This window comes from Corynebacterium sp. L4757, from assembly GCF_043673995.1.
Classification (GTDB): domain Bacteria; phylum Actinomycetota; class Actinomycetes; order Mycobacteriales; family Mycobacteriaceae; genus Corynebacterium.
This window is the reverse complement of sequence record NZ_JBIMEN010000015.1, coordinates 1-25,013: the sequence shown is the minus strand read 5'-3', so window position 1 is coordinate 25,013 and position 25,013 is coordinate 1. Positions and strand designations below refer to the sequence as shown.

At 54.7% G+C, this 25,013-nt stretch carries 20 protein-coding genes, 1 tRNA gene and 1 pseudogene; 12 read left to right on the top strand and 10 right to left on the bottom strand.

Features of this window, described 5'->3' with window-relative positions:
- Positions 1 to 14 precede the first annotated feature (14 nt).
- Both ACG98I_RS12395 and leuA read right to left on the bottom strand, forming a co-directional pair.
- Positions 15 to 1,919: a DNA polymerase III subunit epsilon gene (locus ACG98I_RS12395; protein ID WP_394720899.1), complete on the bottom strand. Its 1,905-nt coding sequence runs from the start codon at positions 1,917 to 1,919 to the stop codon at positions 15 to 17.
- Between the two features lie 114 nt (positions 1,920 to 2,033).
- A complete protein-coding gene (gene leuA, locus ACG98I_RS12390; protein ID WP_394720900.1) occupies positions 2,034 to 3,851 on the bottom strand; it encodes a 2-isopropylmalate synthase in 1,818 nt (605 codons plus the stop codon).
- Between the two features lie 450 nt (positions 3,852 to 4,301).
- Between leuA and ACG98I_RS12385 the strand changes: the two genes are divergently transcribed.
- A complete protein-coding gene (locus ACG98I_RS12385; protein ID WP_394720901.1) occupies positions 4,302 to 5,594 on the top strand; it encodes a hypothetical protein in 1,293 nt (430 codons plus the stop codon).
- A gap of 32 nt (positions 5,595 to 5,626) precedes the next feature.
- On the opposite strand, the gene ACG98I_RS12380 is transcribed toward ACG98I_RS12385, so the two are convergent.
- The gene (locus tag ACG98I_RS12380) at positions 5,627 to 6,517 is read right to left on the bottom strand and encodes a DMT family transporter (protein ID WP_394720902.1); all 891 of its coding nucleotides are present in this window, start codon (positions 6,515 to 6,517) and stop codon (positions 5,627 to 5,629) included.
- Between the two features lie 347 nt (positions 6,518 to 6,864).
- Here ACG98I_RS12380 and ACG98I_RS12375 point away from each other — a divergent pair, with 347 nt between their 5' ends.
- On the top strand, positions 6,865 to 8,130 hold the full coding sequence (locus ACG98I_RS12375) for an aspartate kinase (RefSeq protein WP_394720903.1): 1,266 nt from the start codon (positions 6,865 to 6,867) through the stop codon (positions 8,128 to 8,130).
- Between the two features lie 48 nt (positions 8,131 to 8,178).
- The gene (locus ACG98I_RS12370; protein ID WP_394720904.1) at positions 8,179 to 9,210 is read left to right on the top strand and encodes an aspartate-semialdehyde dehydrogenase; all 1,032 of its coding nucleotides are present in this window, start codon (positions 8,179 to 8,181) and stop codon (positions 9,208 to 9,210) included.
- 107 nt (positions 9,211 to 9,317) lie between these two features.
- Here ACG98I_RS12370 and ACG98I_RS12365 read toward each other — a convergent pair whose 3' ends face one another.
- Positions 9,318 to 10,796 (bottom strand): hypothetical protein, encoded by a 1,479-nt coding sequence (locus tag ACG98I_RS12365; protein WP_394720905.1) that lies wholly within the window; start codon positions 10,794 to 10,796, stop codon positions 9,318 to 9,320.
- 309 nt (positions 10,797 to 11,105) lie between these two features.
- On the bottom strand, positions 11,106 to 11,651 hold the full coding sequence (locus ACG98I_RS12360) for an RNA polymerase sigma factor (protein WP_394720906.1): 546 nt from the start codon (positions 11,649 to 11,651) through the stop codon (positions 11,106 to 11,108).
- A 238-nt stretch (positions 11,652 to 11,889) separates the two neighbouring features.
- On the opposite strand from ACG98I_RS12360, the gene ACG98I_RS12355 reads away from it, so the two are divergent.
- Positions 11,890 to 13,425, top strand: coding sequence for a catalase (locus ACG98I_RS12355; RefSeq protein ID WP_394720907.1), 1,536 nt, complete (start codon positions 11,890 to 11,892; stop codon positions 13,423 to 13,425).
- Positions 13,426 to 13,482: 57 nt separating this feature from the next.
- Positions 13,483 to 15,006: a hypothetical protein gene (locus ACG98I_RS12350; protein WP_394720908.1), complete on the top strand. Its 1,524-nt coding sequence runs from the start codon at positions 13,483 to 13,485 to the stop codon at positions 15,004 to 15,006.
- 48 nt (positions 15,007 to 15,054) lie between these two features.
- On the opposite strand, the gene ACG98I_RS12345 is transcribed toward ACG98I_RS12350, so the two are convergent.
- On the bottom strand, positions 15,055 to 15,333 hold the full coding sequence (locus tag ACG98I_RS12345) for a peptidase M23 (RefSeq protein WP_394720909.1): 279 nt from the start codon (positions 15,331 to 15,333) through the stop codon (positions 15,055 to 15,057).
- Positions 15,334 to 15,967: 634 nt separating this feature from the next.
- Here ACG98I_RS12345 and ACG98I_RS12340 point away from each other — a divergent pair.
- Positions 15,968 to 17,332 (top strand): CitMHS family transporter, encoded by a 1,365-nt coding sequence (locus tag ACG98I_RS12340; RefSeq protein WP_394720910.1) that lies wholly within the window; start codon positions 15,968 to 15,970, stop codon positions 17,330 to 17,332.
- A gap of 121 nt (positions 17,333 to 17,453) precedes the next feature.
- Here the strand turns inward: ACG98I_RS12340 and ACG98I_RS12335 are convergent.
- Positions 17,454 to 17,530, bottom strand: a tRNA-Pro gene (locus tag ACG98I_RS12335).
- Between the two features lie 97 nt (positions 17,531 to 17,627).
- On the bottom strand, positions 17,628 to 18,524 hold the full coding sequence (locus ACG98I_RS12330) for a metallophosphoesterase (protein ID WP_394720911.1): 897 nt from the start codon (positions 18,522 to 18,524) through the stop codon (positions 17,628 to 17,630).
- Between the two features lie 32 nt (positions 18,525 to 18,556).
- On the opposite strand from ACG98I_RS12330, the gene ACG98I_RS12325 reads away from it, so the two are divergent.
- Positions 18,557 to 19,009, top strand: a complete 453-nt coding sequence (locus ACG98I_RS12325; RefSeq protein ID WP_394720912.1) for a GatB/YqeY domain-containing protein — start codon at positions 18,557 to 18,559, stop codon at positions 19,007 to 19,009.
- A gap of 124 nt (positions 19,010 to 19,133) precedes the next feature.
- Here the strand turns inward: ACG98I_RS12325 and ACG98I_RS12320 are convergent, their stop codons facing one another.
- On the bottom strand, positions 19,134 to 21,575 hold the full coding sequence (locus tag ACG98I_RS12320) for a transglycosylase domain-containing protein (RefSeq protein ID WP_394720913.1): 2,442 nt from the start codon (positions 21,573 to 21,575) through the stop codon (positions 19,134 to 19,136).
- Between the two features lie 156 nt (positions 21,576 to 21,731).
- Between ACG98I_RS12320 and ACG98I_RS12315 the strand changes: the two genes are divergently transcribed.
- The 4 genes from ACG98I_RS12315 (at position 21,732) to ACG98I_RS12300 (ending at position 23,686) form a co-directional block, all read left to right on the top strand.
- Positions 21,732 to 22,055, top strand: a complete 324-nt coding sequence (locus tag ACG98I_RS12315) for a WhiB family transcriptional regulator (protein ID WP_394720917.1) — start codon at positions 21,732 to 21,734, stop codon at positions 22,053 to 22,055.
- 168 nt (positions 22,056 to 22,223) lie between these two features.
- Complete coding sequence (locus ACG98I_RS12310; RefSeq protein ID WP_006821553.1) at positions 22,224 to 22,379, top strand: DUF4177 domain-containing protein; 156 nt, start codon at positions 22,224 to 22,226, stop codon at positions 22,377 to 22,379.
- Positions 22,380 to 22,381: 2 nt separating this feature from the next.
- The gene (locus ACG98I_RS12305; RefSeq protein ID WP_394720914.1) at positions 22,382 to 22,840 is read left to right on the top strand and encodes a RidA family protein; all 459 of its coding nucleotides are present in this window, start codon (positions 22,382 to 22,384) and stop codon (positions 22,838 to 22,840) included.
- An 18-nt stretch (positions 22,841 to 22,858) separates the two neighbouring features.
- Entirely contained in the window at positions 22,859 to 23,686 is an 828-nt protein-coding gene (locus ACG98I_RS12300; RefSeq protein ID WP_394720915.1) for an MBL fold metallo-hydrolase, read from the top strand.
- Between the two features lie 159 nt (positions 23,687 to 23,845).
- Here ACG98I_RS12300 and glxR read toward each other — a convergent pair whose 3' ends face one another.
- Positions 23,846 to 24,529: a CRP-like cAMP-activated global transcriptional regulator GlxR gene (glxR, locus tag ACG98I_RS12295; RefSeq protein ID WP_040354777.1), complete on the bottom strand. Its 684-nt coding sequence runs from the start codon at positions 24,527 to 24,529 to the stop codon at positions 23,846 to 23,848.
- Positions 24,530 to 24,831: 302 nt separating this feature from the next.
- On the opposite strand from glxR, the pseudogene ACG98I_RS12290 reads away from it, so the two are divergent.
- Positions 24,832 to 25,013: pseudogene (locus tag ACG98I_RS12290) on the top strand (hypothetical protein); the annotation flags it as partial.

Sequence of the window (25,013 nt, the reverse complement as noted above, 5' to 3'; positions counted from 1 at the left end):
GGCGGGACAGAAATTTACTTGGCTTGCGCGTTGCCGCCCTGGTTTCCGCCATTGTTCTGGGAATCGGAGGTGCGGTTGGTGCTGCCACCGTTGCAACTCTTAGTGCCCTGTCCACCACGGTTGCGGTTGCGTCCACCGCGCCCGCCACGCCGACGCCTACGACCTGAAGGCTTATTGCCGGATTGCTCGTTGCCTTTATTTGATTGCTGGCCGGTGCCTTGCTGAGTGGAAGCGCCTGCACCAGCAGACTGCGAGCCGGATTTCTGCGCTGGGGCAGGTTTATTCTGTCCCTGACTTTGGCTCTGGCCGTGTGGCTGGTTCTGATTCTGGCCCTGCTGCTTCTGGGCTGGGTTCGCATTCGGTTTGCGGCGACGCCTGCGCTTGCGAGAAGACTTCCGCTGTGGACGGTTCGTAGGGTCATCGCCTTCCACGTGTGATGCCCCACCAGCATGTGAACCTGCCTTGCCGGCAGCTGCGGCTTTAGCACCAGCACCGCGGTTGGTTGCGCTCTTAGACCCACCTGGAGCATGGGTTGCTGAAGCGCTGTCACGGCGTGGTGCGGAACCGCTGGCTGGATTACGGCGTTGTTGTGGGCGCGGAGCAGCGGTCGGCTTTTGTTCCACGACGGGCTCTGGGCCGGGTTCTTCGATGCGTTCCAGCGCAGCCAAAAACGCCTCATCCCCCATGAGCGGGATATCCTTGCGATCCGCGTGCATGGCTTTACCAACGAGGTCGGTAGTCACATTGCACACCACAATGGAGGTCTCACGGGAGAGCTTCTCCACGTAATTCATTTCCTCGCGCACGGCGGCCTCAATGAGGACGTCTGGATCGATGGCAACCTCCGGGGCAACCACGAATTCCATGCCGCGCACCAATTCTTTGCCTGGGCGGTACTGGCCCGGGTTATGGTGCATGCGAGGTGCTTCCATGGCATCCACACGAATGTGGGAGCGCTGCAGACCGAATTTATCGGCGCGTAGCTCTTGCGGGTCCAACTCAACTACGTCGCCCCGTCGTGCCTGCTCCTGGTGGAGTTGCCACAGCAACGTGGTCTCCGCGCGAGCGGTGTCCGCCGCTGGAATCTGGGCGCGTTCCACGCTGGCCAACGGCGGGGTGGCGGCGATACCGGAAGCAATGGCAACTGACGCCAAGCGTACGTCTTGAAAGACTAGTTCTTGGCGGCGTGCCGTTGCGAGGGTATCGATGATTCCCACTGGCCGTGGGATATGACCTACCTTGATGCGGCGGGCACGACTGCGGTTATTACGGTTGCTGGAACGGTTCTGACGTGCTGCAGCAATCATCGCACTGCGTGCCTCAGAGACGATGAAACCCCATGTCACTGTCGCATCATGAATGATGAGTGTGCGGCCATCAAGGATCCTGTCCACCCGCTTCAACGCCTTAGAAAAAGGCACGCCCGCAGCAACTTCTTCATGGGTGAGACCGTGCTGGTGCTTGGGGCCAGGATCGGAATCCGGGCTAAAGACGATATGGGTGGTTTCACCAATCTCGCCTTCAGCGTTATAAGTGACCGCATCGAAAGTAATCAGGCGTGAGGTCGCTGGATGGATTCCAGAAGCACCCAGGGAGACCGCAACGAAAGGAAATTTCGCTACTGCTTCGCGGCGTGCGAGTTCAGCCTCACTGGGCTGGCGGTTCTTGTGCTGGTTGTGCGGTTCCGCGTTTGTTTGTGTGTTCGACTGCGCGTTGGTGTGCGCGTTCGCTTGCCTGTTTTCTTGGGCACCCGGCTTTGCATGCGGGGACGGCTTCGGGGCCGCAGTTCGCTCTACTGCAGAATCTTGGGAGGATTCGGTTGCTTCGGCGTGCTCAGCAGCTTTTTCTGCGGCGGCAGCACGACGAGACCTAGTCACCATGTGGCGACCAGGGCGTGGTTTATTGGGCGTGCTACTCATCGCATTTAGTGTAGTTCACCACCTTGGCTAAGAAGCGTTCGCCCATGCTTTGACACGGAAACTTCTCACGTTGGCCAAGGAGGTGAAGTATTCGGACTTAGAGGAGGGGCTGGCTTAGCTCAGCGCACGGTTGACAGCAGAGGTCATAGCGCGCAGGGAAGCGCGCGTGGTGGAGCCGGCGATACCAACACCCCACATCTTCAGACCATTGATGTCAGCGCCGATGTAGCAGGCTGCCTCAGCATCATCGCCAGCGCTACGTGCGTGCTGGCTGTACTCCAGAACTTCCAAGTCAATGTCCAGCTGCTCCAGCGCATTCGCGTAAGCGGCGATTGGGCCGTTGCCGTTGCCGGAAATCTGAGATTCCTTACCGTTATAAATAACAGTCGCGTTGACTGATGCGTCCTTGTCATCGCTATCGGCATTATCGATTTCGAATGCGGTGACCTCCAGCGGAGTGGTGCGCTCCAAGTATTCCTGGTTGAAGACATCCCACATCTGCTTGGAATTGACCTCGCCGCCCTCTGCATCAGTAATTTCCTGAACGATGGTGGAGAACTCTGGCTGCATAGCGCGTGGCATCTTGATGCCGTGGTCGGTCTTCATGATGTACGCGACGCCGCCCTTACCGGACTGAGAGTTCACGCGGATAACGGCTTCGTAGTCGCGGCCAATATCCTTTGGATCGATAGGCAGGTAAGGAACCTCCCACGTGGTTTCGCGCAGTTCTTCATAGGTGACATCGGTGTTGGTGGCACCTGGGCGAACAGAATCCGCCAGTGCATCCATGCCCTTGTTGATGGCGTCCTGGTGGGAGCCAGAGAAAGCCGTGAAGACCAAGTCGCCGCCATATGGGTGGCGCTCCGGAACGCGCAGCTGGTTGCAGTATTCAACGGTGGAGCGAATAGATGCGATATCCGTGAAATCAATCTGTGGGTCCACGCCCTGGGTCAGCATGTTCAGACCCAAGGTGATCAGGTCGACGTTGCCGGTGCGCTCACCGTTGCCAAACAGGCAGCCTTCGATACGGTCGGCGCCAGCCATGTAGCCCAGCTCTGCTGCAGCGACGCCTTCACCGCGGTCATTGTGTGGGTGCAGCGACAGGATGATGGAATCACGCTTGGTGAAGTTGCGGTGCATCCACTCAATGGAGTCCGCGTAAACGTTTGGTGAGATCATTTCCACCGTGGAAGGCAGGTTGATGATCATTGGTTCTTCTGGAGTTGCCTCCATGATGTCCACCACGGAGTTGCATACGTCAACAGCAAAATCCAGCTCGGTGCCGGTGAAGGACTCAGGGGAGTATTGCCAACGCCAGTTAGTGTTTGGGTAGTCCACAGCGATGGACTTGATCAGCTCAGCGGCATCGGTAGCCAGCTTCTTGATGGCTGGCTTGTCCTTACGGAAGACCACGCGGCGTTGCAGCTTGGACGTGGAATTGTAGAAGTGAACAATAACGTTCTTGGCGCCCTCACAAGCCTCGAAGGTGCGGCGAATCAGGTGCTCACGAGCCTGAACCAAGACCTGAATGGTGACATCTTCTGGGATCAGATCTTGCTCAATGATTTCACGCACGAAGTTGAAGTCAGTCTGGGATGCGGATGGGAAACCAACCTCAATCTCCTTGTATCCCATCTTGACCAGCAGCTCGAACATGCGGTGCTTACGCGCTGGGGACATAGGGTCGATCAGAGCTTGGTTGCCGTCACGCAGGTCAACTGCACACCACTGTGGGGCAACTTCAATCTTCTTTTCTGGCCAAGTGCGGTCAGGCAGTGAGATATCTTCAACTTCCTGCGCAAAGGTCAGGTAGCGGTCTACCGGCATGGACGAGCCGCGTTGCTTATTCCATGCTGGCTGGCCTTCGCGGCGAGGACCGGATGGGGTAGTGATTTCGCGCGGAGCTGAGATGAATGAATCTTTAGGAGACATGGGTTTGAAACTTCCTTCTATGTAGGCCAGATGATTGATCGCGCCGATACTGCTACAAGTCGGTGTTTCCGACGTAGTACAAGTCTAAGAGTGTGGGGCGCAATGTGCGTGGGGGAGTTGGTGAGCTTTTCCCACATCAACATCTGAGGTGTCCGGGTCGTACGACCGGCAGAACAAACTCCGCGACGGGGCGCCGGTCGTACTTTAAACGACTACTGGAACCCGCCGCGGCATAGAAGGAGTTGCCGTGCCCGGTAAGTCATATGGTCAACCATAGCGCACCTAGTGACCCTGGGCATAGATAATTTCAGCAATACCCCCAAAGACTTGCTCCAGGGGTGTTTCATACTGCGGGATCGCTATTCCGTGCGCTGGTAAAAGAGTCTGGTCATCAAATCCGGCGTGGCGGGAAGAACAGGCTGTGGTGGGGGCAAGATACGATTTAGCACTATGAGTAAGAGCCCGATGCCGAATGAACCGCGCCCGAGCGCTTCCGAAGATGCTGATGCTGTTGGTGTTGCGGTAGAAAGCTCGGTGCAGGCGACTGACGGTGAGGGAAGTGGCTCTGAATCTTCTTTAATCAAGGTGCTAGGTCTACATAAGTGGCCGGGTGTGCGTGAGGAAGATGCTGCTCCACGAAGGTTTAATCTCAGCGCGTTTGCTTGGGTTATTGCGGTGGGGATTGTCTTTTTAGGCACACTGCTGCGGCTGATTATGCTGGGCGTTTTGGCAATAGTTAATGAAGACAATCTCTGGGGATTGCTGAATAAATGGGATGCCGCGCACTACGTCGATATCGCGCAGGAAGGCTACTTCTCCGGCACGATTGGCGAAGATCCGGCGCAAGAAATCCGGCTCGCATTCTTCCCGGCATTTCCCATGATTATCCGCGTCATTCATGTGGTTACCGGCATAGATTATGCGCTTGCGGGCATCTTATTTAATTTGGCGGCAACCGTTTTCTTAGCTGCTGGTGTCATGGCGTTGGTATCGCGCTGGGGTTATGGCCTCGCTGGTCAAAGTGCCGGTGCCATCGTGGTGACTACGGCGCCCATGTCGATTGTGTTCAATATGGCCTATACCGAGGCGCTTTTTGGCGCGCTCGTTGTGTGGGCATTGGTTGCGTTGATTGACCGCCGGTGGTTGGTGGCGGCGGGGATTATCTTCGCCCTGTCCTTCGTGAGAATAACTGCGATTGCGATGGTCGCGGTCTTCGGCGTAATGGTGCTAATTTATGCGCGAAAGAATCTCAAGGCCTGGATTGGATTGGTTCTTTCCCCATTGCCATTGCTGGGCTATTTGATCTGGGCCTCAGGGCACTTGGAACACGTCGGTGGCTATTTCGGTACTCAAGAAAAGCATTGGAATACGGGTTTTGATTTTGGGGCAGCGACGCTGCACTGGATTATCACCACGCTGACCAGCACTGAGACTGCTGGATATTTGTTATCCACACTGGTGATTGTGGGCGTACCTTTCGCGTTGATTCTCGCGTGGCGGCGCGTTGATGTGGCCACCTGGCTATTCTCCCTGGCATTGAGCGCCAATATTTTATTGTCGGATGGCGTGATGCATTCGCGTCCCCGGTTGATGTTGCCTGCCGCAATCCTTTTCATCCCTTGGGCTTTGGGGGCGCTGCGACTGCTGCCGAAATGGGTTGCGTGGCTGCTATTGACGTGCTGGGCGCTATTTGGCAGTTGGTTCTCCGCTTATATGCTCGCGGTCTTTCCTTGGGCAATCTAATGGGTGGTCTAAGGGGAGATTTAGCCGACGATTTAAGAAATCACATCTGCTTTGCCGCGCGGCGAGGTAGATGATGTCACGCGAGGTAGGGTGCTCATTGGCTTTTGTGAAAGCACGATGGTTGCCAGAATCATCATCGCTACGGCTAGCGCCATCACTGTCCAGCCGAAGATGGAACGAACCTGGAATTGTTCGCTGAGTACCACATAGCCGAGGGTAAAAGCAATGAGTGGCTCGATAATCTTCATCGCCGGTAAAGAATGTTTCAGCGGACCAGCGTGGAAAGCGTATTGCTGCAGCACCGTGCCTGAACCAGCGCTAATAACCAGGGCATAAAGCGGCCAGGAGGTCATAAGCCCATTGAGGCCGTCTGCCATGAAGGTATCCACGACGGCCTTGGATAGTACTGCGACAAATCCATAGAGGATGCCGCAGACAATGCCCAGCAACAGGGCTCGTTGGGTGCGGTTGCGTAAAGCCAACAGGGCAAAAAATGCCATCGCGGCAATCCCGACGCTAAAGGCAGGAACCCACCTATCGAGTGGTGGGGATTCGATACCACCGGTTGGGCGCCCAAACACCAAGATGATGCCCACGGAGACCGTGAGCAGGCCGGACCAAGTGAGTTCTTCCGCAGACATACGGCGACCCTGGTACCAGGCGGCGAGCGGCAGCGTAAACATTAAAGACAGCACCAAGATGGGCTGAACAATAAGCAGAGTGCCAAATCCGAGCGCAATGAGTTGCAGCCCATAAGCCACGACGGCGCTGAACGTGCCAATCCACCACAAGGGGTTGGTGACAGCCGCGCGCATGACAGAATGTTCGGCTTGCTCCGCAATTCTTTGACGAACCACGGTTCCCCAAGCAATGACAAATGCCGACGCCAGGGCAAATGCGATTGCGAGAAGATTTGAAAGCACGTCATATACCGTAGTGAAAAACCTGATGCACTGGAAATGCTGGATATAGTGGATTCATCACATCGGCAAGCAATGCTTAAACAGCTTCCAGCAAGCTTCCCGCATGGTGTTTCAATCAATGGGAAAAGTGTCTCAAAATCTCGGTATCAAACTATGTTCGCCAGGGTGAAACCTGTACGATGGGAATTTGACTACTGATTGATAGAAATTATGTGGTTTCGCGATGCTGGGACGTCTTTGGGCATCTAGGTAGTAGGTGAATGAAAAGAAGTCCGCAGCTGCGGCGGAAACCACGTAATGTTCACACTGAAAAAATTTGAGCATTAGGCGGAAGGTGGCAATTAGACGTGGCCCTCATCGTTCAAAAGTATGGAGGCTCCTCCCTGGAGTCAGCCGAACGTATTCGCGCGGTAGCTGAGCGAATTGTGGCGACGAAGAAAGCCGGCAATGACGTTGTTGTTGTCTGCTCAGCCATGGGTGATACCACAGATGAGCTGCTGGATTTGGCCGCGCAGGTGAACCCAGTTCCACCACAGCGTGAGATGGATATGCTGCTGACCGCTGGTGAGCGTATCTCTAACGCACTGGTTGCGATGGCCGTGGAATCTCTTGGTGCCACCGCGCAGTCTTTCACGGGCTCCCAAGCTGGCGTTTTAACCACCGAGCGCCACGGCAATGCCCGCATTGTGGATGTCACCCCGGGCCGTTTGCAGGAAGCCTTGGATAAGGGTCGGATTTGTATCGTCGCTGGTTTTCAGGGCGTCAATAAGGACACCCGCGATGTCACCACGTTGGGTCGCGGCGGCTCTGACACCACGGCGGTGGCTCTGGCGGCAGCGTTGAATGCTGATGTGTGTGAGATTTACTCCGATGTTGACGGTGTGTACACCGCCGACCCACGCATCGTGCCTAATGCGCGCAAGCTGGAGAAGCTATCTTTTGAAGAAATGCTGGAGCTAGCTGCCGTTGGTTCCAAGATTTTGGTCCTGCGCAGTGTGGAATACGCGCGTGCCTTTAATGTTCCACTTCGAGTTCGTTCGTCATATAGCAATGATGCCGGCACCCTGATTGCCGGTTCAATGGAGGATATTCCCATGGAAGAAGCAGTACTTACTGGTGTAGCAACTGATAAGACCGAAGCTAAGGTCACCGTGCTGGGCATCCCAGATAAGCCGGGTGAGGCAGCTAAGGTCTTCCGCGCTGTTGCTGATGCAGAGATCAACATTGACATGGTTTTGCAGAACGTATCCTCCCTGGAGGATGGCAAGACTGATATCACCTTTACGTGCCCACGCGCTGATGGTCCTCGCGCGATGGAAATTTTGTCCAAGATGAAGGAAGACTTCAGCTGGGGCAATGTGCTTTACGATGACCAGGTGGGCAAGGTTTCCCTCGTCGGCGCCGGCATGAAGTCACACCCAGGCGTTACTGCGGACTTCACCGAGGCGCTGCGTGATGTAGACGTCAACATGGAGCTGATTTCTACTTCCGAGATTCGTATCTCCGTCCTGGTCCGCGAAGCTGACCTGGACCGTTCCGCACAGGCTTTGCATGAAAAGTTCCAGCTGGGCGGCGAAGAAGAAGCAAACGTTTACGCAGGCACAGGACGCTAGTCCACAAGCCTTTACGCATCCATAGCTAGATTGAGAACAGGAAATTACATGACCACTTTGGCAGTAGTTGGCGCCACCGGACAGGTTGGCCAGGTTATGCGCGATCTCTTGGAGCAGCGCAACTTCCCAGCCGATAAGGTGCGCTTCTTTGCATCACCACGTTCTGCAGGAACCGAGTTGGAATTCCGTGGTGAGAAGATTGTTGTTGAAGACCTCACCCAGGTCACTGAAGAATCCGTGAAGGATGTAGACATCGCGCTCTTTTCCGCGGGCGGTTCTACCTCCAAAGAATGGTCTCCAGTCTTCGCGGCTGCGGGTGCTACCGTAGTGGACAACTCCTCCGCATACCGCAAGGATCCAGAGGTTCCTCTGGTCGTTGCTGAGGTCAACCCACATGCGGCGAAAAACCCAGCTAAGGGCATTATTGCAAACCCTAATTGCACCACCATGGCTGCGATGCCAGTACTTAAGGTGTTGTCTAACCTCGCTGGCTTGAACCGTTTGCACGTTTCTTCCTACCAGGCAGTATCTGGTTCCGGCGTTGCTGGTGTGGAGGCCTTGGCTAAACAGGTTGCGTCTATTGGTGAGCACAATGTTGACTTGGCGCGTGATGGCTCGGCATTGCAGACTGATGACGTTGCGCCTTATGTTGCGCCCATCGCGTACAACGCGCTGCCACTAGCAGGCAACATTGTTGATGATGGCTCCGGCGAAACTGATGAAGAACAAAAGCTACGCAATGAATCCCGCAAGATTCTGGAATTGCCTGAGCTGAAGGTTGCTGGCACGTGCGTTCGCATCCCAGTTTTCTCCGGCCACACCATGACCATCCACGCTGAATTTGATTCTGCTATCACCCCTGAGCAGGCTCTGGAAGCGCTCAATGGTGCTGCTGGCGTCAAGGTCGTGGATGTTCCAACTCCACTTGAGGCAACTGGCATTGATGATGTTCTGGTCGGACGTGTCCGTCAAGACCAGTCCACCGATGACAATAAGGGCCTCGTCCTGGTTGTTGCCGGCGATAACCTGCGCAAGGGCGCAGCGCTGAACACCATCCAGATTGCTGAGCTTCTCGTTTAAGCTCCTTCTAGGATCATAAAAGTCCACCTGGTGTTCCTCGTAGAGAGGATGTCACCAGGTGGACTTCTTTATGCGCCGATACTTTATGCGCCTATTTATTGGCAGTTTTAGCTCTTCTTCGGCGCATGAACATCGCTTTGTTCACCGAAATCCAAATCGCTCGTGGAAGTAGAATCAGCCGCTAGATCATTGGCTGCCTGAACCGGGGAAGTCTGACTTGGTGAAGAATCAGCAGTATCAGAGACAGAAGCCTCGGCGTTCTCATCTTCGGGCACCGCGGGCTTGGTGTGCTGAACGTAAGTTACAGATGGAGCTGGATCTTCGCGGTCGAAGTCTTCCAGCTCGGTATCGGCCTCAAGCTCGTCCAAGACTTCTTCGGAGACCACGTCAACGAACTCAGTGGTTTCCATATTGGATGCGCCAGCGAGTTTGGCCAGCTCGCGCTCGTTCTTCTTGGTAAAGCGCTTGCGTGGGTCAAACTTACGTGACACCAGCTTGCGCGCACGCAGACGACGGTCAGTCTCAGTCTTCACGTTATTGCGGTTCTTAATCCATGCAAAGGACATAACGGCAATCATCAAGATACCGATGTAGCCCAAGATTGGGTAGACGTTAGCCACCAGAGACTGGAATCCCACGAAGGACAGGACGAAACCGATGAGACATGCAATTACGTACACGGTGTAGAACAGCTGCGGCTTATCGCGGGTCAGACGCTTCGCCATGGCGTAGAACATGCCCACCGCGGTATTGAAGATCATGCCGTAAATTGCAAAGGTCATGACGTAACCAAGCGCTGGATTAATGCCATTAATCAGCGCCAGAACCGGCAGGTCAGTGCCATTAACTTCTGGGGCAACGAAGAATAGGGACATAACCAGCAGAGCCAGAAGCAAAAGTGTCACCAGGCCGCCGAAGACGCCGCCCAGACCAACGGCACGGTTATCCAGGATATTGCCGCCGATAACAATTGCCATCGACACCGCACACATGATGTTCAAACCGGTGTAGTTCATGGCAGAAATCCACCAATTGGGCAACGGACCATCAACATTATTGACGGCGTATTCGTGCGCGACCGAAATATCGAGGTCATTGGTAAGCAGCGTGTAGCCCGTAACTCCCACAATCAACACGATGATGACCGGGGTAATGGTGCCGATAACGGTGGTGACTTTATCCACGTTTAGAAGACCCGTGGCCAGCACCAGGATGAGCATGATCAATGCGCCAACCCAGATTGGGAGGCCATCGAATTGCTGCGAGAGGTTTGAACCGGCGCCCGCGAACATCACGAAGCCGATGCTAAAGAGCGTGACTAGCGTGCCGATGTCCAGGATCTTGGAAGTAATCGGTCCAGTAACACGGTCATAGACCGCGGTGTGTTCATTTGCTTGGAAGTAGGAACCAAGCTGCAGGACGGCAATGCCCGTGATAGTGGTCAAAGCTGCAGCGACGAGAACGCCCCACAGACCCATCTCACCAAAGGACACGAAGTACTGCATTGCTTCCTGGCCGGAAGCGAAACCGGCGCCCACAAGGACACCAACAAACGCCATGGAAATACCCAATGCGCGTTTAATCATGGGAAGACAACTCCAAATCAGATTTTCTTATATTCGCAGCATGCAGGAACAACGAGCTCCTCACGGTGCTTGTGTCCCCGCGCCTACGGTCGGCGATGGACGCCGACAATTTCTCGAATAGAAAACGTAAAACGCGCCCGCAGATTTCGGGCGAGTCAACACATCAAGCTTATAAAAGATTGCGAGCTATATAACCATGAAAACAATCCCAGACGCGATACTTACCCGTGAAACTATCGGCTTTTACCAGGTAGCTAGGAGATTTCAGGTTAACGTCAATGTTTCGTAACGATTCCCGTTCTTGCGTCTTTAGGCGCCCTCAATGAGGTCTTTGCGGGCACGGGATACTCGTGAGCGGATGGTGCCAACGCGAACACCAGCAATTTTGGCGGCTTCCTCGTAGGTATAGCCGAGTACCTGGGTGAGGATGAGTGCTTCACGGCGCTCTTCGGGCAGCGCGTCAATGAGTGCACGGGCATCAATCCACTCAGCCCACGCACTGGAATTCTCGGTCGACGCTGACTCTGCTGCGGCATCCTCATATTCGGTCGAAGACTTCCGGGGTCGCGCCATGTCGTGGCGGATATTATCCACCCACACGCGCCGGGCTAAAGATAACAGCCATGTGCGTGCCGATGACCTTGCTGCAAAACGTGGCAACGCGCCAATGACGCGTAAATATGTCTCCTGGGTGAGGTCGTCGGCGATTTCTGGACCGCCCAAATGTGCCAAGAGGCGCCAGACGTCGTCTTGGGTTGCGCGAATGAATTCCGTGAGTGCGCTGCGATCACCGCGACCGGCAGCAAGCGCCAGCTCGGTAACACGCGCGTCATCGCGCCCATGGTTGGAATTCACCTCTATGAATCTACCAGCCGCATTGGGGGTTAACCGTAGGGTGGTAAACCGATCAAACTTTGAGTCTCACGGGGATATAGAACGACTCTCAACTGCGCCGATATTAAGACCTTTTTAATTAACTTAGGGAATATTGGGTAAAACGTATAAATCTTCAATTATTGTTTGCCGGGATTTATAAAAGTGGGTAGAATGAGACGCACCCCATGTAAATCAACCCAACAGCTTAGGAGCAAATATGTCTGCTGCTGATGAAGTACTGAAGAAGGGCGAGCGCGTAGCTGGCCAGGGCAATTCCACCAGCCCATCTGGTCAGCCCGTCCCATCCGAGAACACCTCTATTACCGCTGGCCCACAGGGTCCAAACGTTCTCAATGATATTCACCTGATTGAAAAGCTGGCTCACTTCAACCGTGAGCGCGTTCCAGAGCGCACCCCTCACGCAAAGGGCCACGGTGCTTTCGGTGAACTGCACATCACCGAAGATGTTTCGGAGTTCACCAAGGCAAAGCTCTTCCAGAAGGACACCGTCACCCCAATGATGGTTCGCTTCTCCACCGTTGCTGGTGAGCAGGGCTCCCCAGATACCTGGCGTGACGTTCACGGTTTCGCACTTCGTTTCTTCACCGAAGACGGCAACTACGACATCGTTGGTAACAACACCCCAACCTTCTTCCTGCGTGATGGCATGAAGTTCCCAGACTTCATCCACTCCCAGAAGCGCCTAGGCCGCAACGGCCTGCGTGATGCAGATATGCAGTGGGACTTCTGGACCCGTACTCCTGAGTCTGCTCACCAGGTGACCTACCTGATGGGTGACCGTGGTACTCCTAAGACTTCCCGTCACCAGGACGGCTTCGGCTCCCACACCTTCCAGTGGGTAAACGAAGAGGGCAAGCCAGTATGGATCAAGTACCACTTCAAGACTCGTCAGGGCTGGGAGACCTTCACCGATGCTGAGGCAGCGGAGATGGCTGGTCAGAATGCTGACTACCACCGTGAGGATCTGTACAACGCGATTGAGCAGGGTGACTACCCAATCTGGGACGTTAAGGTCCAGATCATGCCTTTCGAGGATGCAGAGAACTACCGTTGGAACCCATTCGATCTGACCAAGACCTGGTCCCAGAAGGATTACCCACTGCATGATGTGGGCTACTTCGTTCTGAACCGCAACCCACGTAACTTCTTCGCTCAGATTGAGCAGGTTGCTCTGGACCCATCCAACTTGGTTCCAGGAGTTGGCCTTTCCCCAGACCGCATGCTGCAGGCTCGTGTCTTTGCTTACGCTGACCAGCAGCGTTACCGCATCGGCGCTAACTACAAGCAGCTGCCTGTTAACCAGCCACTGAACGCTGACAAGGTCAACACCTACGAGCACGAGGGCTCCATGTCCTTCCTGTTCAACAACGAGGATGACCCTGTTTACTCCCCGAACCGCTACGGCAAGGGCGCTGGCTACCTGGATGACGGTGAGACCTCTGCACAGCCTAATGGCCAGGCGTCTGACCTCTACGTCAACCCAGATCCACACGGCACCGACCTGGTTCGTGCACCTTACGTCAAGCACCAGGATGATGATGACTTCATCCAGGCTGGCATCCTCTACCGCGAGGTAATGGATGATGGCGCTAAGGAGCGTCTGGCAGACAACATCACCAATGCTATGGCGGGTGTTTCTGAGCAGGTTGAGCAGCAGGTATACGAGTACTGGACCAATGTTGATGAAAACCTTGGCGCTCGTGTTCGTGAGCTGTTTGCTTCCAAGAAGTAAGAGCACCTTCGGTGCGCCTTGACCATATAGGCGCTGGTGGTAGATAAGTTTCTCGGTATGACTTCTCGTACCGCCCGCGCTTTATGGTTATTGCTATTAACCGTGCCCGTTATTGTGGGCGCGGTTTTTGCGTTTTCTACGTCCTGGGAACCATCCCTAGCATGGTCGAGTAGCGATGAGACCACGGGCGCTCCTGCTGAACAGGTCACTGCCGATGATATTGTCAACGCTCGTCGCGCAGCGGGGGAGGCCCAGTCGCAGGCTGGTTTCTTAGTCTCAGGTGCAGAGCAGCTTGTCGATGGCACCTCCGAGCTCGTTGATGGCACCGATGAATTGGGACCCGGTGTGGACCAGCTTGTTGAAGGTGCGCAAGCGCTTAATAGCGGCATGACTGAGCTGCAAGCAGGTACAGGGCAGTTGGGCTCGGGCGCGACTGAGCTTGCGAATGCGGTCGACGGCGCGGTTAATCAGATTGTGGGCCTTGGCGCAGTTCAAGGTCAGCTTTTGGAAGCCGTGGAGGCTGCCGAGCGCGATTTGAAGGACGTGGACTCTGATGAGGCCGATGAGGTCCGCAGTGCCATCGGGGACCTGAAAGGCCAGCTAGAAAACTTTGATGTCAGCGAGCAGGTCGAGGGCCCGTTAAAGGAACTTCAAGACGGATCTCGTGAGTTAGCTAATCAGCTGGATGTCCCCGGCTATGCCTATCACGATGGCATCTATGCAGCGACCCAGGGATCGAATGAATTGCTCGCAGGATTGCAGGAGCTGCAGTCAGGCACTCAGGCTCTGACTGATGGATCTCAGGAGCTATCCGATGGCGCTGATCGCGTCCAGACCATGGCCGATCTAAATAAGACCAAGGCAGATGCGGTTCAGCGCGCCCTACCGGCCGTGCAAGCACCTGCTGGTGGTGCGACGGGCGAAGGCGCGGAGGAGTTCGATCCGGAATTGGCTGCCTCTGAGGGCGAAACCACCGGCGCGCTTAGCCCGGTTGTTGCGATGTTGCTGGCGGCACTCGTCATGCTCGGTGGTACCGCGTTGGGTTGGGCGTGGGTTAACCGCGCTGGCCGCGCCATCATCACGGTGACTGTTGGCACCATTGGCCTTGTCGTTGCTGGGACCCTGCTGCTGTGGATTCTCGCCGGCTCCATTACAGCGCTGGGCCTCGCTGTTGGCGCGGTCATCATGGCGCTCGGCGCCTTGGCATCCACTGTCATTACCCGTGAGCTCTTTACTCGCATGGGAACCACTCCAGCGTTGGTGGTGACCGCCCTCGGTGGCATCATTCAATTGGGCGTGGTGGGTTTTGTCTGGAAGACCGCGACCACGGGGGAGATTGCCACCATCTGGCAAGTAATCGCTAATCTCATGCCACTGAACTGGGCTACCACCGGTCTAATTTCCGCGGGCAATAGCGGCAGCAGCGTTATGTTGTGGACCGCGGCGCTCGTGCTTGGCGCCATCGTTGTCATCGGCTTTATTGCCGCCGCGATGACTCGCAAACCACAACAAGTATTTGCTGAACCGGAAGAACCAGGCGATGGTCCAGCACGCGATGAAGAACCCGCCCCGGTGTCTTAATCGTTCTATTTGGTCCTGGCGCTATCTCTAACGCACTAACCCTCCGGGTTAGTGCGTTTTGATTTGTTCTGGGTCCTCGTAGAACTCTTCAGGGATGGCCAACTGGGTTGGTTCCTGCGCGCGGAACTTCTTGAGTGCTGGGCGCCAATTGTGGGGATTGGTGTCATACTGCTCGACCTCGCCGGTTTCGCGGTTGACCAGGATTGGGCCGAGCTTGATGTCTGAGCGGCTGGGGCTGAAAAGCCAGTGGGTCTCAGATTCTGCGGCACCAGCTAAAGGGCCACGAGCGGCATAAACTTTTTGTACTGCTTCTAAATAAGTAATCATCTTCACCCACCTTAATATGAAGCATGAGGCAACTTGGCTGAATCTGTGCAATTCTGTGGAAACACAAGGAATGTTTCCAATAAAATAATAGGTGCCTGTGAACGCTGCTAGAGGCTGGACTTGAGAAATTTTAGAGTGCTAATGTGGGTCTTGCTCACGTAGTCCGCTTAGGGGGCGGACTGACGGTTTCTCCAATCCGTTGTGAGTGATAGGGAATAGGGCGGCGTCGCAGCTGTAGGGATGCGGCGCCGTTTCCTTGTTTTCTTACTCGCCTTAGCTTCAGGGGCAGGGCCGGCCTAGGGGAACGGATTTGTGGACGCCGTGGGGGTAGTAAGTTGGGGGACTTTTATCCAGCGCCAGACGGCGGCTTTAGGCTCAATTTTCTGAGCTATTTATGGTGACGAGTCATCGATCGACGTATGTTCATGATGCGGACATGCAGTCTTATGCGCTGGGATTTCGTATATGATTTGGACGAAAAACATCAGATGTTGCGAACGGCACTTCAATGAAAATTGTGAGGTGTGTGAGGTAAATATGTGTTTCGGTGCATAACTCGTCGATTTAATTAGTGAGTCGACAATACGTACATTGAGATCGTGGAAATCTAGACCTGCGATTTTGAAAGATTTTTATGCAAACTCCCCTAGGGCTCACCATCATGGGCCTGCTCATCATTGCTGTTACTGTCGGAATCTTGATTCGGGGCCGAACAAATCCGATCATCCCGATGACCCTTGTTCCCGTTGTCGGTGTATTTCTTCTCGGATACGGGTTTGAAGACTTAGCTACGTTCTATGAGAGCGGCTTAGCTTCAGTGATGAACGTCGTGGTGATGTTCATCTTCGCCATCATCTTCTTCGGCATCTTGCAGGATATCGGGCTCTTTACCCCGGTCATCAAAGCGCTGATTGTTGCCACTCGCGGTAACGTCATGCTCGTTGCCCTAGGCACCGCTGCGATTGGCATTGTTGCGCACTTGGATGGCTCTGGTTCAACTACATTCCTTCTCACCATCCCAGCGCTATTGCCGCTATATAAAGCAATGAACATGTCGCGCTATGTTCTTCTGACCATCGTGGCGATGGCCGCGTCGGTGATGAACATGGTCCCTTGGGCAGGACCGTTGGGTCGCGCTGGTTCTGTGATCTCGCAGGATCCGAACGATATCTGGATGCACCTGATTCCAATTCAAGCAGTCGCAGCTGTCCTCGTCTTCGCCATTGCAGCGTTGCTGGGCCTTTCGGAGAAGCGCCGTATCGCCAAGCTTCAGGCATCTGATGAATTCGTTGGCTCCACCGAGATTAACGTGGCGGAAATCGCTGCGGACTTTGAAAAGCGCCAGGCAGAGCTTCAAGAGGAGAAGGGCTACATCTTCCGCAAGGGCCGCGCTATTACGATCATTAATATCGTTATTGCGCTCGCGGTTCTGGTTGCCCTGCTCTCCGGTCTTCTGCCACCAGCACCAGCCTTCTTGATTGCAACAACCATTGCCTTGGTTCTGAACTTCCAGTCTGTCGATGATCAGTCGGATGCACTCAAGCGCCACGCGCCAAATGCTTTGTCCATGGCGGGCGTCATCCTGGCTGCAGCGATGTTCTTGGGCGTACTCAATGAGTCCGGCATGCTGGAAGAAATCGCGCTGATGCTTGTTTCTGTTCTTCCTGCGGCAGTCGGACCTTACCTGCACGTCATCGTTGGTCTGCTGGGTGTTCCATTGGATCTGTTGACCTCCACCGATGCCTACTACTTCTCGGTCCTGCCTATCGTGCAAGAGACCGTGGCGGCCTACGACGTCACCGGTTTGGGTGCAGCTGCTGCACTCATTATCGGTAACGTCATCGGTACTTTCGTCTCGCCATTTTCCCCAGCACTGTGGCTCGCGCTCGGCCTTGCTGGCGCTCAGATGGGCAAGTACCTCAAGTTGGCATTCCCCATCGCGTGGGTCCTGTCCATCTTGATGGTTCTGACCGCCTTCTTCACCGGAATGCTGGTCTAATCAACTGGACAGCTTGAATTTCAAGGTTGGGCATCTTGGCCACACGCCAGGTGTCCGACCTATTTTATGTGCAACTGGGATGAACGAACCCCGCTCGCATAAGCGAAGCGGGGTGAAATATTGGTCGGGATAACAGGATTTGAACCTGCGACCTCGTCGTCCCGAACGACGCGCGCTACCAACCTGCGCCATATCCCGGCGACCACGTCTTGCGTGGCAACCCGTAAATTATAACGCCGCATCCGGGCATGACCCCAAATCGTAAACAACGATTTTGGGGGTGGGGAGTGTCCGTCTAGCTGTCTTTTTCCGTGATACGCAGCAGCGTTGCAGAAGGACGGCAGAAGATTCGCACGGGTGCGAATTTGGAGGTGCCCAAACCATTAGAGACGTGCATCTTCATCGAATCGAAGTCATGCAATCCCTCCACGCGTTCGCGGTCAATCCCGGAATTGGTCACGAGAGCACGGGAGCCCGGTAGACAGATTTGCCCGCCATGAGTGTGACCGGACAACGATAGCTGGTAGCCATCAGCAGCGAATTTCTCCAGTACACGGGGTTCAGGGCTGTGTAGCAACGCCAGCGCTAAATCAGAATCTGGGTTCGGTGCACCGGCAACATCGGCATAATCGTCCAAATCATGGTGGGGGTCATCAACACCGGCTACAGCCAAGCGTACGTTGCCTACCTGAAACTCATGAGTAGCTTGATTAGCATCCCGCCAGCCGTGCTCCATGAATGCGGCACGCATGCCGCGCCATGGCAGATCCACATAGGAAGGCTTACGCTTGGCTCCCCACAGATACTTGAAAGGGTTGACCGGGCGCGGTGCCCAATAGTCATTGGTACCGAAGACGAACACACCCGGGCGCTTAAGTAGAGGGTTCACTGCGCGTAAAACATCAGGAACACCGGCGACATCAGAAAGATTATCGCCCGTATTGATGACCAAATCTGGCTCCAGGGCATCGAGAGCGGCAACCCACTCAATCTTTTTCTCTTGCCCTGGAATCATGTGCAGATCGGAGATATGCAGAATCTTAAAATCTTCCGCACCGCGCAAAGTGCCTGGTTTCAGCAGTGGCACTGTTACTTCCTTGAGCTCGAATTTGGTTAATTCGGAGTAGCCCCACGCCAAGGTGGCAAGACCCGCGATTGCTGGTGTTAGGAGTAATGGCACGATTTTCTTCACGCATCCAGCCTACAGGGGTAAATTGGGAAACTATGAGTCAGTTAAAAGAAACCATTCGTGCAGACCTCAAGACCTCTATGAAGGCAAAAGAAAAAGAACGCACCAGCGCAATCCGTTCGCTGCTGGCAGCAATTCAGGCTGAAGAGACTTCCGGCGCCCGCCACGAAATCACCGACGAAGACATCCTCAAGGTCATCGCGCGTGAGATCAAAAAGCGCCGCGAGTCCGCTCAAATGTACAGCGATAATGGCCGACCAGAGCTGGCAGAAGCTGAGCTTTCCGAGGTCCCATTCTTCGAGGTATACCAGCCGGCACAGCTGGATGATGCCGAGGTGGACAAGCTTGTTGATGGAGCTATCGCTGAGGTCGGTGCCGACTCCATGGCGCAAATGGGCCAGGTTATGAAGGTCGCCGGTGAAAAGGCCGCAGGTGCCGTTGACGGCAAGCGTCTCTCCGACGTTGTCAAAGCAAAGCTATCCAGCTAAAACTCAAGAGCAGCTAATAGCTGCATCCTGAGTCAACTTAAAACAAATAAGGCGCGTTCCCTCATTCACATCGTGATGGGAGAACGCGCCTTATCTATGCTTAAGGACGAATCAGCGATTTGGGCTAGAAGCCCAAAGTACGGCGAAGCTCATTGGTGAAATTATCAATGTCGTCCTGTGAGATAAGCGGTGGTGGGGAGTTGCCGCCACCGTTTCCACGGCTATTGCCGCCCCCATTGCCGGAGTTATTGGAGGCATTCTCAGCATCGTCGCCACTGCCACCGGAGTTATTCGACGGTGCGGAGTAGCCGGTGCCGTCGGAGATTTGAAGGGTGATCTCAGCGCCATCGGCAAGTCCCTCGGAGCCGGTGAGTGCACGAACCACACGGCCTGCTCGTTCATTGGTGCCAGACACCTCAATGACGCGAACTGTGTAGCCCTCATCTTCCAGGATGCGGCGAGCATCGCTCTCAGTGCGGCCCTCAACAGATTCCATCAGCTCAGTGCTTTTACCGTCATCAAACTCGCGATCATAATCCGGAATAGTTCCTTCCGTTGCGGTCTGCAGCTGGGTTGCCATGCCGAAGAATGTGCGTGCTGGCTCAGTACCGCCATAAAGGGAGCCATTGCCACACTGGCGGACTGGGCTAGTACACAGTGGGGTTGTGGTAGTTCCATCGTTATAGATGTATGGCGCTGCCGATAGTCCAGAGTTGAAGCCCAGGAATGCGGCGGACTGGTTGGACTCAGTGGTACCGGTCTTTGCGGCAATTTCACCGTTCCACCCCATCTGGTCGGCAGCTGCCGAACCAGTGCCGATCTCAGCATCACGCGTCATGGCATTTGCCAAGGCATCTGCTGCATCACCATTCATAACATCTTCACATGGAGTGGACTCCACATATACTTCGTTACCGTTACGATCTGTGATGTCAGTGACTGGGTCCGGCTCACACCAAGTGCCGGAAGAAGCAATGGTGGCGCCGACATTAGACAGCTCGAGCGGATTGACCGCTGTTGGGCCCAAGGTGAAAGAGCCCATTGGTGCTGCCTTAGCGTATTCCGCCAAAGAGTATTCCTCGTTATAGCTGCCCTCATCATCGTAAGACCGCAGCCCTAACTTCACAGCCATATCCACGACCGCATCAATGCCGACCTGCTCTTCCAATTGGATGAAGGTGGTATTAGGGGAGTGAGCAAGGGCATCCTCGAAGGTCATTCGTGGTTGGTATGTACCAGCGTTTTCCACACAGTAGCGGTTAGCAGGGCAGTTATCTGCGCCGCCGTGTCCAAGGCCCTCTGCGTCATATCGGGTTGGGACATCGAGCATATCCTTGATGCCATACCCTGCTTCAACGGCAGCAGCAGCGGTAAAGACCTTAAACACCGAGCCTGCGCCATTACCCACCATTGAATAAGGCTGTGGCAAAAGCGTTTCATTGTCATCCAGGTTCAAGCCATAGGTACGGGAGGACACCATGGCCAGGACATCACGACTGGACTCAGAAGGCTCCACGACGTTCATGACGGACGCAACACTACCCGCGTCAGCGGAGGTTTGTGCGTTCACAGATTCCTTCGCACGATCCTGGATGACTGGGTTTAGCGTGGTATTTACGGTGTAGCCACCGCGGGCGAGCTGATCAGTGGTGATGCCACGCTCATCCAGGTACTCCAGTACGTAATCGCAGAAGAAACCACGGTCGCCAGCACCGATACAACCATTAGGCAAGGTGGCGGGGGAATCTAGGACCCCGAGCGAATCCGTGTTGGCTTCATCGGCCTCAGCCTGGGTTATATACCCATTCGCTACCATAGACTGCAGCACTGTCGCACGGCGCTTGAGGACTTCTTCGGTGTTGGTATATGGGTTGAGGTACTCCGAGGACTGCACCATGCCAGCCAACATCGCCGATTGTGGCAAAGTTAGCTCATTAGCAGACACCCCGAAATAGGTTTGTGCCGCTGCCTCAATGCCGTAGGCATGGTTACCGAATGGGACGAGGTTCAGGTAATTTGCCAGAATCTCATCTTTTTCTAACGTGCGGTCAATCTCCGCAGCCAAACGTATTTCACGCAGTTTACGAGTAATCGACTGCTCTGTTGCCGCTTGGCGTTCCTCATCGGTCTCGGCGTCTACCAGCAATAAGTAGTTCTTTACGTACTGCTGATTCAGGGTGGACGCACCCTGGGAGACGCCGCCGGCGAGCAAGTTGGTTGCGAGCGCACGGAAGTTACCTTGAAAATCCACACCCTCGTGCTCATAAAAACGGTGGTCTTCAATGGAGACGATCGCGTCCTTCATCGATTGCGATATTTCATCTGCTTCCACCGGATGACGGCGCTGATTAAAGAGGTAGGCCATGTTATTGCCCTCTGAATCCCGGATGGTTGTCACCCCCGGGATATTCCCCTCTTCCAACTCTTCAACGTCCGACTCCATTGCTTCACTGGTCTTAGCGATTGCCACCCCCGATAGGCTCGCCAGCGGGGCGAGTGCGACAGCGATGAGCAGGCCAATGATGACCGTGGCCAATGAGATTCTTCCTAGAGCTTTCACTCCCAATACCCTACAAGGTCAAAGTACGGAGGGGAATACCGAACTCCCCCCTAAAGTGTGACGTGTTAGACATCCTGCAAATCCTGTGAATACACTTACTACCAGAGCGTGAACACGCCCTGCGAATTTGGAATGTGTGTGGCTGAGCAGAAGGAGCGCCAGATGACCGTGAGCTTGAGAACGTCGAGTCAGGCTGGAACTAACGTAACCCCAGAGCGTGGTGAGTGGGTAACGCAGGCTAAGTGCCGAAATGGCGATCCAGATGCACTATTTGTCCGTGGAGCAGAGCAGCGCAAGGCTGCGGTCATTTGCCGTCATTGCCCAGTATTAGATGAGTGCCGGGCAGATGCACTGGACAACCGCGTCGAATTCGGAGTGTGGGGCGGATTAACGGAACGCCAACGCCGTGCCCTGCTGCGAAAGAACCCGCACGTTACTAGCTGGGCTGACTACCTCGCTGAGGGTGGAGAACTCAACGGGATTTAGTCCTACTTTGCATTCCCGCATATTGGTGGGGATTCCTGCCGCATGAAAGGCCAGAAAAGACTGGATTCATGCGGCTTTGCTAATTCTTTGTCACCACGGGCGTTGTTTCTCCCCCATGGTCTACACCGGTGAACGCGGGAACCAGCACTTTTGTTTATGATAGGGCGCATGAAGAAATGGGAATACGCAACCGCACCTGTACTGACGCACGCAACCAAGCAGATTCTTGACTCCTGGGGTGAAGATGGCTGGGAGCTGGTCTCCATCACTCCTGGCATGAATCCAGAGAACGTTGTTGCATACTTCAAGCGAGAGGTTGAGTAAGCATGTCCGTTAAGGCACGTCTCGAAGAACTCGGCTACGCCCTGCCACCAGTGGCAAAGCCATTGGCGTCCTATGTTCCTGCCACCAAGGTTGGAAACCAGGTTTGGACTTCCGGCCAGCTTCCTTTGGTAGATGGCGCACTTCCAGCGACCGGCAAGGTTGGCGCTGAAGTTAGTGCCGAAAAAGCCCAAAAGCTGGCACGCACCTGCATCCTCAATGGCCTGGCTGCTGTTGATGCTGAGGTGGGCCTTGATAACGTCACCCGCGTCATCAAGGTAGTAGGTTTTGTATCTTCCGCGCCTGATTTTGTTGGTCAGCCAGCAGTCATCAACGGTGCATCTGATTTCATTGGTGAACTATTCGGTGACGCGGGTGCACATGCACGTTCCGCAGTTGGCGTGGCAGTTTTGCCTAATGATGCTCCGGTGGAAGTAGAACTCATCGTGGAATTCGCACAGTAATAGACTAGGCTGACATTTATGGAGCATCCTGCATACAGTCAACTGCGTACCGTAACGCAGCACGCCGGTGTGGTGTTGTGTGATAACCCCAGCTACACAGCGCTAGAAGGTACCAACACCTGGATTGTCAAAGGTGATGAAGATGGTAGCGCAATTGTTGTGGATCCAGGCCCCGATGATGAGGGGCACCTCAACGTTGTGACCGCAAAATCCGGCGGTGAAGTCGCACTCATTTTGCTGACCCACCGTCATGATGACCACGCAGCTGGTGCGCACCGTCTGCGCCAGCTCACCGGCGCTCCGATTCGTGCATTTGATCCAACGTATTGCAGCAAGGATGCAGAGCCGCTGACTGATGGTGAGGTAATCTCGCTTGATGGAATCAGCCCGACCCTTGAGGTTGCACACACTCCGGGTCACACTAGTGACTCCGTGAGTTTCTTGCTGTGGTCCAGTCAGCCTCATGAGTCTGAGTTGGAAGGCATCATCACTGGTGACACCATTGCGGGCCGCCACACCACGTTGCTTTCTGAGACTGACGGTGACTTGGAGGACTACCTCGAGTCTTTGGCGATGCTTGAAGAGCGAGGCAAAGATGTGGCTCTCATGCCAGGTCATGGTCCTGACTTGCCGGACGTCTCAGTGGTTGCACGTAAGTATATTGACCGCCGCCACTTCCGTCTCGAACAGATTCGGGGCCTGTGGGAGAAGTACGGCAAGGATGTCGAACTCAAGGTCATGATCGATGAAATGTATGACGACGTTGACCCGGTTCTGCGCCACGCCGCCGAGCAGTCAACACGCACTGCTCTGAAGTACTTGGATGAGCACCCAGATAAAGCTTAAGAATCTTTAAATCACGTCTTTGACCCCGGCCGCAGCCGGGGTCTTTTAGATCTTCCACCGCGCTCAGCGTGTTGAAGAGCGGGGCTGAACTAGGGGTGAGAGTAAAACAAAACGCCTCATCGCAAAAGCGATGAGGCGTTGGGCGTTGAGCCTTAGGGCTTAGCGGGCACGCTTTGCTAGGTGCTCGGTGTCAACGATGACAACGGACTTACCCTCGAGGCGAATCCAACCGCGGTGAGCAAAGGTGGCCAGAGCCTTGTTGACGGTCTCACGGGATGCGCCAACCAGCTGAGCAATCTCTTCCTGAGTCAGGTCGTGGTTCACACGCAGTGAGCCACCTTCCTGAACGCCGAAGCGGTTAGCCAGCTGCAGCAAGGTCTTTGCGACACGGCCAGGGACGTCGGTGAAGATGAGGTCTGCCAAAGAAGCGTTGGTGCGGCGTAGGCGGCGAGCCAGCACGCGCAGTAGCTGCTGAGCAATCGCCGGATGGTCAGCAACCCACTGCTTGAGCATCTCAGAGTTCATGGTCGCAGCCTGAACCTCAGTGACACAGACAGCGGAGGAGGTACGTGGGCCTGGATCGAAGATGGACAACTCACCGAACATGTCGGATGGCCCCATGATGGTCAGCAGGTTCTCACGTCCATCAGGTGCGTGACGCGCCAGCTTAATCTTGCCGGCGGTGATGATGTACAGGCGATCGCCTGGCTCACCTTCCTCGAAGATGGTGGTGCCGCGTGGGAAACGTACAGTCTCCATCTGCTCAATCAGATTATTGACGGCTACCGGGTCTACACCCTGGAAAATGCCAGCGCGCGATAAAATTTCCTGTACGCCTTCCACGTGCGTCTCCTTTACTTTTAACGCTTAAATTCTATAACAACCCACATACTACAGTGGAATTAGTCACTATTGTGCAATTCCCCCCAATCAATCACGGGGATCCCATATAGGGATTGCTCTTTTTGGGGAAGTTAGTGGAGATGATTAGCTATCAAGCACTTGGGTTTCTAGCTTCTCCATCAGCATGGCAAACAATGCCAATCCGACAGGGACAAGTACTACCAAAATGATCATGTCTTAAAGTTTAACTAATGAGGGAACAAAATAGTTCCTCAGTTCTTTAAAAATACTTCTTTATTGAAGTGTCCCAGGTTTTGTTCCGTTTGAGTAGATGGGAAGATCTGGAACATGCCAAGGAAATTTGACCAGGATGCCAAGGACCGTGTGGTCCGTCTCGTGGAAGACCGCATCTTGGCGGAAAACATGTCGATGCAATCCGCGTGCCAGGCAGTAGCCCCAAAGCTGGGGGTTTCATGGCACACAG